Below are 12,936 nucleotides of genomic sequence, written 5' to 3' on the forward strand. Positions count from 1 at the left end.
TGCGTTCGGTCGGGTGTGCCCGCGTCCGGTCCGGGCGAGTTCTGCGCGCGATCCACGGCGGCGTGAGAGCGGAGCGCGCGTCGCAGGACCACATGCGCGACTCGCTGGGCAGTCCGGGAGCAGGAGCCGCTCCGCGGTTACCGCCCGGTACCCACCAAAGTCGCCATGCCCGGGCGACGATCGACGGTGGTGCGGCGGCGCGGTGCCCATGAGACTGCTTGTGCCGCGGACGGGCGAGTCCGAACGCCGCGACCAGCGGTGCAGCGACCGGCAGAGGGGGAGCCACGACCGGCCGAACGGCTCGACTCGGCGGTGTTGTAGGCTGAACGAGCCTCCTCGGGGGCGGCCGGGACGTGGCGCAGCTTGGTAGCGCACTTGACTGGGGGTCAAGGGGTCGCAGGTTCAAATCCTGTCGTCCCGACGGCACGATGGGCGGTCCTCCACGACGGGGAGGACCGCCCATCCGTCTGTCTACCAGCGGAAACGTCGCGGCTGGGCCGGTCTGAAGTCGATCTTGCTGCAGCGTCCACTGTGGTCGATCCGGTGGCGTACTGGAGCGAATCTGGAGCGGCGTGCCCAGGCTCTGACCGACCGGCCAAGTGGGGTCAAGTTCGTTGACCGATTGGCGCCAAGTGGGGTTCGGAGCGGTCGACGTCACATTCGCTCCGGTGGTGCTGCAGGCGTAGCCGGCAGGGGTGCCGGACCAGCCTTTGGTCAAGGGGCCGCGGGTTTGCCTCTCGTGGGTTCCGCACGCGTGGCCGAGGTCCCGTGATCCGGGTTGACACAGGTCAGCGGGGTTGCCTGCTGTGGGTGTCGGCCTTGTGCCGTCGGCGGGCATGACTGGGCATGACTGCTGTGCGAGCCCCTGTGGAGCACGTCAGGATGACGGCATCGGCAGCCGCCAAGCGGGGCCCGCGGTCGGTACCGGCCCCGCAGTGCATGCGACCCCTTGACCAGATGGGTAGAGATCGGCTGCAAGAGCTTCGTCGGGACGCCGTCATGTGGAGGAGGTTCGTCACGGGGTCAACACGCCGCGGTCGATGCGGCCGGCGTCAGGTCCCCGGTGCGGCAGTCGTTACCGGTCGTTGAGCGAATCTAGCGTGCCTCGCTCATGGCTGCCCGGGCGACTGAGCCGGGCTCAGCTCTCGGTCTCCTCGATCTGGCGCCCTCGATGGCCCGCTGGGTGATCCGCTCACCGGCCACTGCGACCCCGTCGTGTCGGTGGCCTGCACCGTGGTGGATGGATGCCCGATCGCGGTCACCGGAGTGCGGAATGGCGTGCGGTTTGATCTGCGGGAGCGCGTCCCGCTGGGCGAGCCGCCTACTGGCCACAGTGGCACCGTCTACTCGGTGGCCTGCGCCGTGGTAGACAGCTGGCCGATCGCAGTCACCGGCAGGGCAAATGTCACCGTACGGCTGTGGGACCTCGGGGAGAGACAGGAGGTCGAACGGATCGATCTACCCGCCAAGGTCCGCTCAATCACTATCAGCGCGGACAACTACTTGTTGCCGGGTTCGACGCAGAGGTCGTCGTGCTTGAGCCGACGGAGGGACGACGATGACCAGCTGGCACGCCGTGGTCGGGATCCACGGGATCGGGAAACGGCAGGCTGAAGACCCCGGCCGAGGCCGCCGAGATCTCGCGGGACGGTGGAGCGCCGCCCTGCGCCGCGGCTTCGGCGTCGGCCCCGGAGTGGAGGCTGTGGTCGCCTACTACGCGCACCACCTGGCCGCCGGTGAGCTGATTGACCTGCTGGAGGAGCGCTCGCAGGACGTCCGGCGCTACGTGCTCACCGAGTTGGTCAACCAGATCGCGGAGTACCGACGCCCGCTCGCGATCGTCTTCGACGACTGGCACCTCATCGACGACCCGGATGCCGCCGCCGCCCTCGACTTCCTGCTCAACGCGGGTCCGGACAACCTGCACCTGGTGATCACCAGCCGCACCCGGGCACCCGCGATCGGGCGGCTCAAGGTACGCAACCAGGTCACTGAGGTCGACGCCACCCTCCTGCGGTTCGACCGGCAGGAGTCCGCGGAGTTCCTCCTCGGCATCAACGCGCTCGCCCTGGACAACGAGGCGGTCAACCAGCTGTGGACGTCCACCGACGGGTGGGTCGCCGCGCTCCAGCTCGCGTCGCTGTCGCTGCGCAACAGCGACGATCCCGGCGCGCTCATCCGCGGCTTCTCCGGGCGGCATCACTCCATCGGCGACTACCTCGCCGAGAACGTGCTCGACGCCCTGCCCGAGGACCTGCTCGACTTCCTGCTCACCACGTCGATCTGCGACCGGCTCTGCGGCGATCTCGCGGCCGCGGTGAGCGGGCAGCCGCGCGGCCAAGCGCTGCTGGAGGAGCTCGAGCGGCGCGACATGTTCCTGCGGCCGCTCGACGACAACCGGGAGTGGTCCGCTACCACCACCTGTTCGCGGGCTACCTGCGCAAACGGCTGGAGCGGGACCACGCCGACCGGATTGTCACGCTGCACCGCACCGCGTCGGCCTGGTTCGCCGACCACGGCCTGCTCAGCGAGGCCGTCACGCATGCCCTGGCCGCTGGCAACGACACCGGGGCCGTGGACCTGGTGGAGCGCCAAGCCATGCACATGGTCGAGCACAGCCGGATGGCGACCCTGCTCGGCCTGGTCAACAAGCTGCCCACGGAGCTGCCGCTCGGCAGGCCGAAGCTGCAGATCGCCATCGCCTGGGCCAACTGCCTGCTGCAACGCGCGCGGCCCGCGCAGACTGCGCTCGACCACGTCCGCGCCGCGATCGGTTCGGCGACCGACGAGGAGAGCGTGGACCTGCTGGGAGAGGCGGACGTCCTGCAGGCGTGCATCGACATCTACGGCGACCGGATCGACCGGGCGGCCGCCCTGGTCGACCGGTACCTCGTGCCCGATCCGCCGTACCGGTCGTGGCTGGTCGCGGTGTCCGCGAACATCCGGGCGTTCGTGGACATCCACACGTTCCGCTACGGCACCGCCCAGGAGCGGCAGCGCTGGGCGAACCCGTTCCACGCGACCACGACCGGCCCGTTCGCCGGCGTCTACGGCCGCTGCTTCGCCGGGCTGGCGGCGCTCGCCCAGCTGAACCTCGTCGGGGCGCAGCGGCTCTATGAGGAGGCGGTGGCGCTGGCCAGGGGGAGTGCGGGGCAGCACTCGCACGCCGCGCGGCTGGCCGGAGCGCTGCTCGGCAGGCTGCACTACGAACGCGGGGACGCCGACACCGCCGAACGGTTGCTCGAGGGCTGCCACGAGCTGGGAGCCGAGAGCGGCGTCGCCGAATTCCTGATCGCCACCTTCACGACCCTGGCGCGCATCAAGGCGCTGCGCGGCGACCCGGAGAAGGCCTGGTCGCTGCTCGACGAGGGCCACGAGGCCGCCACTCAGCTCGCGCTGCCCCGGTTGGCCGCAGCAGTGGACGACGAACGGGTCCGCATGCACCTGGCCCTCGGTGACGTGGGGCGAGCGGAGAGCGTGCTGGCCCGCCAGGGCGAGGTCCCGCGCGGCTACGACGGGATCACGATGGCCGTCCGCCACCACCATCTCGGCATGCGTGCCCAGCTGTTGTCGGCGAAAGGCGATCACGACGGTGCCCGGTCGCTGCTGACCGACGTGCTCGACGAGAGCCGCGCCGTGGGCTGGCGGTACGCCAAGACTATCGCCCGGATCGATCTCGCCGGGGTGCACGCGGTCGTCGGCGACACCGCCACAGCGGTGCGCACCCTGGTGCCCGCACTCGTCGTCAGCGCGCAGGCTGGACTGATCCGCAGCGTCGTCGACCGTTCCCCGGCCCTTCTGAAGATCATCGCCGACCTCCGTGATGCGGCCCGGTGCCGCCGCTGGCCCGCCGACCTGCCCGAGGTGCCGTTCGACTACCTGTCCCGGCTGCTCGCCACCGCCCGCTCCACCGTGCAGCCGGGCACGCCGGCGGTGATCGTCGGCTGCGCTGACCACCCGGGTGCCGAGGAACCGCTCAACGCCCGCGAGATCGAGATCCTCCGGCTCGTGGACCTCGGCCTATCCAACAAGGAGATCGCGCGCAAGCTCGGCGTCACGATCAACACCGTCAAGTGGTACCTCAAGAACATCTGCACGAAGTTGGGCGTGGCGCGCCGGACCGAGTCGGTCCGCGAGGCGCGCCGCCGGCACATCCTGACCTGACCCGCAGCGCACGGTGACCTCGGGCGTGCCGTCCCCGGCGCTCTCGCACGCGCACGCCGCTCTTCGTCGTCCTGCCCCGATCCCGGCTCGTCCCGGTCACGTGCCGGCCCCAACCCGTGGAGCAGCACCGTTTTCCATGCGCAGCGCGACCTGCGGCGGTGCCCATCGCCCGACGAGCCTCGTTCAGCGGATGGAGGAGCTGGGCTGGGAGTTCTGCCAGATCTGCGGGATGACCGAGACGTCGCCGCTGCTCACCACGAACCGCGCCGAGCCCGGCGAGCGAGCCCGTCGCCTGGTCTCCGCCGCGATCCCGCCCGTCATCTGGTGAGCCTCGCCGAGCACGGAGGGGAGATCCTCGCCCGCAGCAACGGCGTGCTGGCCGAGTGCTGGCGGCAGCCCGAGGAGACGGCTGCGGCGTTCGACGGCGGCTGGTTCCATATCGGCGATGGCGGCCGCATCGAGCGGCTCCCCCGCTCGCTCGGCGTCCGCCGGTCTTCTGGTCACGGTGGCCGATCGCTCGACCCGGCCCCACCATCGCTCATCCATCAGGCGGCGTGCCAGCTACTCTCCGAGACATGGCGGGGGACGCGCGAGCGCTCGACGACCTGTGCGCGTCGTGCTCGCCGACGACGAGCCGCTGCTGCGGACCGGCCTGTGCACCCTGTTAGAGGCGGGCGGTGCGGTGCAGGTCGTCGGCCTCGCCGCGGACGGCGATGAGCTGCTGGCCGCGGTTGCCCGGCACCGGCCGGACGCCGCGCTGGTCGACGTGCAGATGCCGGGCACCGACGGGCTCGCTGCGATGCGGACGCTGCGCGCCCGCCCCGATTCGCCGGTCACGGCCGTGCTCACCACGTTCGATCTCGACGAGTACGTCGCCGAGGCGCTGCGCATCGGCGTGCAGGGGTTCCTGCTCAAGGACGCCGACCCGGAGGTGCTCGTGCGCGCCGTGCTCGATCTCCACGCGGGCGGTGCGGTGCTCGATCCGCCGATCGCCGCGCGGCTGCTCCCGCGCCTGGCCGGTTCGGCCGTCCCGGCGCGCCCGCCCGCGAATCTCACGCTGCGGGAGCGGCAGGTGCTCGGCCGGCTCGCCGCGGGCGACTCCAACGCAGCGATCGCCTGCCGGTTGGGGCTCGCCGAGGCCACCGTCGACGTACGTGTCAGCGCTGCTGATCAAGCTGGGCGCGGAGAACCGCGTGCAGGTGGCGCTGATCGCGCGCAGCTGGGAGCCGGGATGGGCCTGACCGAGCTCGAACGCCGCTGGCGCAGCCTGCCCGCCGTGCTGCAGCGGGTCCTCGGCGAGGCCGCCGCCGTGGGCTGCCGGCGCTCGCCGCCGCCTGGGCGGTGGCCCCGCACGGTTGGTCGCTCTCCGCGGCGCTCATCGGGTGCGGCCTGCTGCCGCTGCGACACCTGCGCCCCGAGCTCGCCGTCGTCGGGGTGCTGCCCGCGCTCGCCGGTGGGCTCGGCTGGCCGGCCGCCACCGTCGCGCTCTACGCGCTGGGCCAGCGCAACCGGCGGCCCGCCACGATCTGGCCGTGTGGGTCGGGCTGGCCGAACTCGCCGTGTTCGCCTCGGTCGCCTACTCCGAGTCGCTGCCCTGGCAGCGCTGGGTCCTCACGGCCACCCTGACGACGCTGATGGCCGCCGCGCCCGTGCTGCTGGTCCTGCTCATGACGACCCGCGAGCAGCTCACCGCGAGCCTGGCCGATCTGCGCCGCGCCCGCGAGGACGTCCTCGCCGCCACCGCCGGGCGCAGCTCGAGCGGCTCCCCGTCTTGCTCGACGTCGACGCACACACCCGCGACCCGGGCACCGGCGACGAGCGCGGTGCTCTCCGCGTCGCTGCCCGGGCGGCCCGCGGCCACGTCGATCAGCCCGAGGGCGGAGCACAGCTCGGACAGGGTGCACTTCGCCAGCTCGTGGATCTTCTCGGCGGACTCCTTGCTCGCCGGGTCGGTGGTGGACGCCGACAGCGCGGCCGCGCTGACCGCGATCAGGCTCGCGTGGTGGCCGACCGAGTCGTGGATCTCCTGGGCGATGCGGGCTCGTTCCTGGCTGCGGGCCGCTTCCCGGTCGACCGGGCGGTCAACCGGGTGCTGCAGGAGTCGCTCACCAACGCCGTGCGGCACGCCCCGGGCGCCCCGGTGCAGATCCGGTTCGCGTGGGACCACCCGCGGCTGCACCTGACGATCAGCAACCCGCTCCCGCGCAGCCGCGGCCCCGCTGTCGACGGGGCCGCGGCCTCGACGGCATCGCCGACCGAGTGCAGCCCGTCGGTGGTCAGGTGGCGGCCGATCCCGCCGACGACGGCGTGTTCGTGGTGGCGGCGACGTTCCCGGAGGCCACCGCCGGATCGTCCCGGCCGCCGCGTCCCAGGCGAAGCCGTACCGGCCTGCGGTGCTGCCGCCGTCCACCGTCAGGACCGCACCCGACGCGAACGTCGCAGCGGGCAAGCACAGGTAGGCGACGGTGTCGGCGACGTCCTGCGCGGTGCCGACTTTGTCGAGTGGCACAGTGCGCCGGTTGGCCGCGACCTACTACGGCGACGCGAACTGTCCGAGCCCCTCGCGGTAGCCGTCGTCGATGAACCCGGGGTCACGGCGTTGACGCGGATGCCGTGCGGCCCCAGCTCCATGGCCAACACCCGCACGAGCACGTTGAGAGCGGCCTTCGACGCGCAGTACGGCCTGCGCCCACCCGGCCGAGCGAACCTGCGCCGCTGGGGATGCAGCAGACGGCGCCGCGGATCCCGGCCTCCACCATCCGCCGCGCAGACTCCGTCGTCACGGCGCAGGCGCCGGTGAGGTTGATGTCGAGGATCCGCCGCCACCGGTCGACGCCCAGGTCGAGCAGCTCCCCGTACGGGGCGATGCCGGCGCTGGCGACGACCGTGCCGATCGGGCCCAGCCGCATGCGACCGCGGCCACCGGTGATGATCACGTCCTTCTTGCGGTCGGTGATCGCCAACCGCGCCCCGTCCTCGGTCGCGGCGGAGCCGGTCACGGATGCATCCACGCCCCCTTCACGACCTTGTCGACGGCGTTGCGCGGCCCGTGCACGGCGATCCCGGCGAGATCCAGTTGGTCCCGCGGGACGGCCGCGACCGCGGCCCGGTTGTCCCGGTCGTTGCCCGTGCTGAACAGGTCCGAGGTGAACACGGCGATCGGCAGCCCGCGGTCCACGGCCCGGCGGTGCGCGGCGACGAGCTGCTCCTTGCTCGCCTCGAACACGAGCACCGGCTGGCCGAACATCGCCAGGTACGGCGTGCCGTCGGCGTCGGCGTAGGGCTCGCCGATCAGCTCGGGCACAGCGTGGGCGACGCCGCTGGCCAGGAAGGCGGTCATGTTGAGCCGCTGCCACACCTGCAGGTCGGAACGCACCACGACGGCGATCTTCGTGGGGAATCGGACGGGTCCGGCGGTGTCGTGCATGCCTCGATCGAACCGGGCCGGCCGCCGGCGGTCTTGTACGATCCTCGCATGTCCGGGCGGTCCCGGGTCCGTGCGTGGCGCCCGCCCGTCCCCGGGGTGTCCGAGGTGTTCCACGCGCGGTTCACCGACCACGAGTACCCGATGCACGCGCACGCCGCGTGGACCCTGCTGATCGTCGACAGCGGGGTGGTCAGCTACGACCTGGAGCGGAATCCGCACATCGCCGCGGACTCCGTCGTGACGCTGCTGCCGCCGTACGTGCCGCACAACGGGCGAGCGGCCACACCCACCGGGTTCCGCAAGCGCGTCGTGTACCTGGACCCACCCGTGGTGGGGGAGCAGCTGATCGGCCACGCCGTCGACCAGCCGGTGATCGCCGACCCGGCGCTGCGGGCGGCCATCGGGCACCTGCACGCGGCGCTCGCGCTGCGCGGGGAGGAGTTCACGGCGGAGAGCCGGTTGGCGCTGGTGGGGGAGCAGCTGCGCAGCCACCTGGGCACCCGCGCGCCTGCCTCCCCGCCCGCCGGGAGCGCGGCGCTCGCGCACCGGCTGCGGGATCTGCTCGACGCCCACCAGGTGGAGGGGATCGGGTTGGCCGAGGCTGCGGCGATCCTGCACGCCCACCCGGCCCACCTCGTCCGCACGTTCACCGCGACCTTCGGGATGGCCCCGCACCGGTACTTGACGAGCCGGCGCGTCGACCACGCCCGTAGGCTGCTGCTCGACGGCATGCCGGCGAGGGAGGCGGCCGTCGCCGCGGGGTTCTACGACCAGTCCCACCTCACCCGGCACTTCACCCGCATCGTCGGGGTGCCGCCGGGAGCGTTCGCGCGGGGCCGGGAGGTCAGAGGTGCTGCGTCGAGAACGACGATGCGGTGATCAACAAGGCTTTTCGATCACCACGACTTCGTTCTCGACGCGGCCCGGGGCCGGACCTTCAGATCGGTCGCAGGCGGCGGCTCCTGGGGGCGTGGAGTGCGGCGCGCAGCTGCGCGCCGATCGCCGCGGCCACGTGGACCGGGAACACTCCGGGGTCGGTGTCCTCCACGACGACGTCGGCGAGGCCGAGATCGGCGACGCGGATGTGCTGGGCGGCGGCCAGCTCGGCGGCGTGGTCGGCGGTGCCGTGCAGCACCGCGCTGGCGCCCTCCGGCGGGATCGGCGCGATCCACGAGTGCCGGGTGGCGACGACGCGGTCGGCCGGCAGCAGCGCCAGCGCCGCCCCGCCTGCGCCCTGCCCGAGCAGCACCGACACGCTCGGCACCGGCAGCGACGTGAGCGCGGCGAGGCACCGGGCGATGTGCTGCGCGGTGCCCTGCTCCTCGGCGGAGATCGACAACTCCGATCCACCGGTGTCGATCACGGTGACGAGCGGCAGCCCCAGCTCGGTCGCGAGCTCGGTGGCGCGCAGGACCAGCCGCAGCGCGCCGGGCCCGGCCGGGCGGGGATCGCCGCGGTCGTGTCCGATCAGCACGCACGGCGTGCCGGCGAACCGGGTGAGCGCGAGGCGCGCGCCGGGTGCGGGCGCCAGCTCCAGGACGTCGTCGGCCGCGGCGAGCACGGCCCGCAATCCCGGCCGGGCCGGGTCGCGGGTGACGGTGACGCAGGTCCAGGGGTCCGGGGCGGGCCCGGCCGGCGCCGGTGACAGGAGCGGCGCCGGCCGTGGGCCGCTCGCGAGGTCCAGGACCTTGCACACCGCACCGCGCAACGTCGACGGGGTGACGACGGCGTCGACCAGGCCGTGCGCGTGCAGGTTCTCGGCGGTCTGCACCCCGGGCGGGAACGGCCCGCCGTGCAGCGCCGCGTACACCTTCGGCCCGAGGAACCCGATCAGCGCCCCGGGCTCGGCGAACGTGACGTGCCCGAGCGACCCCCACGACGCGAGCACGCCCCCGGTGGTGGGATGCCGCAGGTAGGTGAGGTAGGGCAGGCCCGCCCGCCGGTGCTCGGTGAGCGCCGCCGCGATCTCGGCCATGCGCAGGAACGCCGGCGTGCCTTCCTGCATGCGGGTTCCGCCGGACGCGGTGATGCCCAGCAGCGGCAGCCGCGCCGCGGTGGCCCGCTCGATCGCCGCGAGGATGCGGTCGGCCGCGCGGACGCCGATCGAGCCGGCGAGGAACGCGAAGTCGCCTGCGACGATCGCGACCCGGTGCCCGCCGATCCGCGCCTCACCGGTGCGGACCGACTCATCGTGGCCGCTCCGCTCCCGCGCCGCGTGCAGCGCCGCCCGGTACTCGGCGGTGTCAGCGTGCGCCGGTGGAGGAGCGAGCGGCTCGTCCCAGCTCTGCAGCGGTCCGTCGCAGAGTTCGGCCAGCAGCGCGTCCAGCCCGGGCCGGGTCGCTGACGGGGCCACGGCGGCCACGGTACGCCCCCGAACTCAGCGTCGGCGCGGATGCCGTTCCCGTGCTGGTCAGCGCCTGCGGGGCGAGATGCCGGCGCCGCGGCCGTTCGACGTCGGTCGTGCCCCTGGTGGTGCTCGACGGCGCAGAGCTGCCGCGGCATCGGCTGGAGGAGGTCGCGATCGAAGCCGACGGCTCCGGCGGGGCCCGGTGACCGCGGCCCGGCACGCTGAGCGATCCCGAGCGGCACCGCCACGCTCCTCGCTCGGGCTGAGGTCGTACGAAGTCCCGCTGGCCCGCCCAGGTGATCACGTTTGCCGCGCTCGCCATCGCCGCCACGATCGTCGACGTCAGCCCGTTCCCACCAACGGTGCGCCGATGGTGGCCAACCGGCCGACACGGCGGTGGGCCCGCTGCGGGCGTGGGGCCACGGTGGTGGTGTCGGCTGGACACGGCCGGTCACCGCGGCAGCGTCCAGGCCGCCCGCTGGTCGAGGGCGACGGTGTGGGTGCCGTCCGGCGCGACGGTGAGCGTGAAGCGCTCCCACGCCGGACGGCCCAGCCCCTCGTAACGGGCGTGCGCGTCGAGCAGCAGGTCGAGCAGCGGCGTACCGCCGCCGCAGCGCGCGTGGTCGGCCCCTCGGTCGATCTCCACCCACGACCCGTCCTCGGCGACGTAGCGATCCGTCGACGGCGTGTGCCGGACCCGGTCGAGCAGGACGTCGTGGGAGAGGTGGTTGCCGGGAAGGCCGAGCGCGGCGAAGAACGTCTCCGCCGGGCTGAGCGGCGGGACTGCTGCGGGATCGAGTGGTCGCGGTTCGCCGGATCCGCGCGGTGCGGCGGGGCGGCGCGCCGGGACGGCGGGGGAGCGCAGCGGCATGAACCCCACCGATGTCGGGTGGAAGCGACCGAGGAGTCCGTCCCGGCCGGCCCGCAGCAGCACGAGGTTGCCGGAGCCCGCCCCGATCTTCAGGTCGGCGAGCACCAGCCCGCCGGGCTGCAGCTGCTCGGCCCACGCGGGTGGGATCCGCGCCACCGCGCACGTGGCGACGATCCGGTCGTACGGCCCGGGCTGCGGCCAGCCCGTCACGCCGTCGCGGGTGGCCAGCCGCGGTGCGTGCCCGAGCGCGGCGAGCCGCTCCCGGGCGATCTCGGTCAGGGCCGGTTCGACGTCGATGCTGTGCACCTGCTCGTCGCGCAGTCGGTGGCAGAGCAGCGCAGCGTTGTAGCCGGTGCCGATCCCGATCTCCAGCACCCGGGCGTCGTCGGTGACGTCGAGCGCGGTGAGCATCTGCGCCATCAGCGAGGGCTGGCTGCTCGACGAGATCGGAGCGCCCGTCGCGTCGACGGCGGTGACGAGCGGCGCGTCGGTGTAGGTGCGCTCGGCCCACTCGGCAGCGGTGGCCGGATCGTCGTGCGCGACCGGATGCCAGCACCCGTTCTCCTCCTGCCTGAGCCAGCGCGGCACGAACAGATGTCGGGGGGTTTCGCGGAACGCCGTCACCCAGCGTGGATCGTCGAGCACGCCGAGTGCGATGAGATCGGCCACGAGCCGGGTCGCCCTGGCTCGCCAGTCCGGCATGCTGATCACGCGGACCCACTGCGGAACGTGGGCTCGACGAGGAGGACGCGATGTTGACCAGGGGCGCGGTACTGCGCGAGGTGCCCGGCACCTTCGAGGTGGTGGAGCTGGAGGTCGACGACCCCCGGCCGGGCGAGATCCGGGTGCGGATGGCGGCCACGGGGCTCTGCCACTCCGACGACCACCACGCCAAGGGCGACATCAAGCCCGGGCGCCTGCCGTTCGCGGGCGGGCACGAGGGTGCGGGCGTCGTCGAGGCGGTCGGCCCGGGTGTCACGGAGTTCGCCGAGGGTGACCACGTCGTGTTCTCCTTCCTGCCGGCCTGCGGGCGCTGCCGCTGGTGCGCGCGCGGCATGCAGAACCTGTGCGACCTCGGCGCCTCGATCGCGACGGGTGCTCGCTGGGACGATCCCACGTCCTACCGGCTCTCGCTCGACGGGCAGCCGGTGGCGCAGATGTGCGGGCTCTCCACGTTCTGCGAGGTGACGACGGTCTCCACGGCGTCAGCGGTGAAGATCGACCCGTCGATCCCGCTGGACGTCGCCGCGCTCACCGGCTGCGGGGTGGGCACCGGCTGGGGCGCCGCGGTCAACTCGGCGCAGGTGCGGCCCGGTGACGTCGTCATCGTGCTGGGCATCGGCGGCATCGGCATCAACGCGGTGCAGGGTGCCGCGCACGCCGGCGCTGCGGCCGTGATCGCGGTCGACCCGGTGCCGTTCAAGCGCGAGGTGGCGCCGAACTTCGGCGCGACCCACGCGGTCGCCGAGCTCGCCGAGGCCGCCGAGCTGGCTCGCGAGATGACCAACGGGCAGGGCGCCGACTCCGCGATCGTCGCGATCGGGGTGACGCGCGGCAAGCACGTCGGCGACGCGCTGCGTGCGGTGCGCAAGGGCGGCACGTGCGTGGTCGTCGGGCTCGGTGACGTCCGCTCGCACGAGGGCGACATCCCGCTCATGGAGCTGGTGCTGTTCCAGAAGCGGCTGCAGGGGACCCTCTTCGGCGCGTCCGCCCCGACCGCGGACATCCCGGCGCAGCTGCGGCTGTGGCAGCAGGGCCAGCTCAAGCTGGAGGAGCTGATCACCACCCGGTACAGGCTCGACGAGGTGGCCAAGGGCTTCGAGGACATGCACGCCGGGCGGAACCTGCGCGGGGTCATCGTCTACGACTGAGTTCACCGACTTCTGAGTCGACTGGTCCGCGGGGTCGACCGGTCCGCGGGGCGGCCGTCCGTCACGAAGATGTCACGAGCATCGGCTTGACGGCGGCCACCTCCGCTTGAGATCGTCAGTGTTCGGACTATCTCGGTTCGGACTATCTCGGGAGGCGAGTGTGGACCAGAGCCTGTTCAACGAGATCTGCCTGCAGCAGCTGAGGCTGTCCGGGGTGCACGAGGGTGAGACGGTGGCTGTGTTGACCACTGGTGAC

General features: G+C 72.9%; 10 protein-coding genes, 1 tRNA gene and 2 pseudogenes. 6 read left to right on the top strand and 7 right to left on the bottom strand.

The features are described from left to right. The first annotated feature begins 347 nt into the window (after positions 1-347). Positions 348-421, top strand: a tRNA-Pro gene (locus BUE41_RS15875). Positions 422-1,486: 1,065 nt separating this feature from the next. On the opposite strand, the gene BUE41_RS31315 is transcribed toward BUE41_RS15875, so the two are convergent. Continuing rightward, positions 1,487-2,341, bottom strand: coding sequence for a hypothetical protein (locus BUE41_RS31315; protein WP_200803932.1), 855 nt, complete (start codon positions 2,339-2,341; stop codon positions 1,487-1,489). Between the two features lie 62 nt (positions 2,342-2,403). On the opposite strand from BUE41_RS31315, the gene BUE41_RS15885 reads away from it, so the two are divergent. The 3 genes and pseudogenes from BUE41_RS15885 to BUE41_RS15895 form a co-directional block, all read left to right on the top strand. Next, positions 2,404-4,164 (top strand): LuxR C-terminal-related transcriptional regulator, encoded by a 1,761-nt coding sequence (locus BUE41_RS15885; protein ID WP_073457880.1) that lies wholly within the window; start codon positions 2,404-2,406, stop codon positions 4,162-4,164. A 136-nt stretch (positions 4,165-4,300) separates the two neighbouring features. After that, positions 4,301-4,492 carry a hypothetical protein gene (locus tag BUE41_RS30810; RefSeq protein ID WP_159444920.1) on the top strand — a complete coding sequence of 64 codons (192 nt, stop codon included), beginning with the start codon at positions 4,301-4,303 and terminating at the stop codon, positions 4,490-4,492. A 117-nt stretch (positions 4,493-4,609) separates the two neighbouring features. Further along, positions 4,610-5,269 (top strand): annotated as a pseudogene (locus tag BUE41_RS15895) (response regulator); the annotation flags it as partial. 471 nt (positions 5,270-5,740) lie between these two features. Here BUE41_RS15895 and BUE41_RS32920 read toward each other — a convergent pair. The 4 genes and pseudogenes from BUE41_RS32920 to BUE41_RS15915 all read right to left on the bottom strand — a co-directional run. After that, a pseudogene (locus BUE41_RS32920) lies at positions 5,741-6,676 on the bottom strand (SDR family oxidoreductase); the annotation flags it as partial. After that, complete coding sequence (locus tag BUE41_RS32440; protein WP_268794486.1) at positions 6,577-6,795, bottom strand: hypothetical protein; 219 nt, start codon at positions 6,793-6,795, stop codon at positions 6,577-6,579. The pseudogene BUE41_RS32920 and the gene BUE41_RS32440, both read right to left, overlap by 100 nt. Beyond that, positions 6,756-7,163, bottom strand: a complete 408-nt coding sequence (locus BUE41_RS31320; protein WP_073457882.1) for an SDR family NAD(P)-dependent oxidoreductase — start codon at positions 7,161-7,163, stop codon at positions 6,756-6,758. The genes BUE41_RS32440 and BUE41_RS31320 overlap by 40 nt, the downstream gene beginning before the upstream one ends. After that, positions 7,160-7,591 (bottom strand): DUF2000 domain-containing protein, encoded by a 432-nt coding sequence (locus BUE41_RS15915; RefSeq protein WP_073457883.1) that lies wholly within the window; start codon positions 7,589-7,591, stop codon positions 7,160-7,162. The genes BUE41_RS31320 and BUE41_RS15915 overlap by 4 nt, the downstream gene beginning before the upstream one ends. 48 nt (positions 7,592-7,639) lie before the next feature. On the opposite strand from BUE41_RS15915, the gene BUE41_RS15920 reads away from it, so the two are divergent. Continuing rightward, the gene (locus tag BUE41_RS15920; RefSeq protein ID WP_073457884.1) at positions 7,640-8,470 is read left to right on the top strand and encodes an AraC family transcriptional regulator; all 831 of its coding nucleotides are present in this window, start codon (positions 7,640-7,642) and stop codon (positions 8,468-8,470) included. A 58-nt stretch (positions 8,471-8,528) separates the two neighbouring features. Here the strand turns inward: BUE41_RS15920 and BUE41_RS15925 are convergent, their stop codons facing one another. Further along, on the bottom strand, positions 8,529-9,944 hold the full coding sequence (locus BUE41_RS15925) for a carboxyl transferase domain-containing protein (RefSeq protein ID WP_073457915.1): 1,416 nt from the start codon (positions 9,942-9,944) through the stop codon (positions 8,529-8,531). Positions 9,945-10,389: 445 nt separating this feature from the next. Continuing rightward, positions 10,390-11,511, bottom strand: coding sequence for a methyltransferase domain-containing protein (locus tag BUE41_RS15930; RefSeq protein WP_073457916.1), 1,122 nt, complete (start codon positions 11,509-11,511; stop codon positions 10,390-10,392). A 50-nt stretch (positions 11,512-11,561) separates the two neighbouring features. On the opposite strand from BUE41_RS15930, the gene BUE41_RS15935 reads away from it, so the two are divergent. Next, positions 11,562-12,680 carry an NDMA-dependent alcohol dehydrogenase gene (locus tag BUE41_RS15935; RefSeq protein ID WP_073457885.1) on the top strand — a complete coding sequence of 373 codons (1,119 nt, stop codon included), beginning with the start codon at positions 11,562-11,564 and terminating at the stop codon, positions 12,678-12,680. Positions 12,681-12,936: the final 256 nt, after the last annotated feature.

Origin of the sequence: Pseudonocardia thermophila, assembly GCF_900142365.1 — a bacterium.
Classification (GTDB): Bacteria; Actinomycetota; Actinomycetes; order Mycobacteriales; family Pseudonocardiaceae; genus Pseudonocardia; species Pseudonocardia thermophila.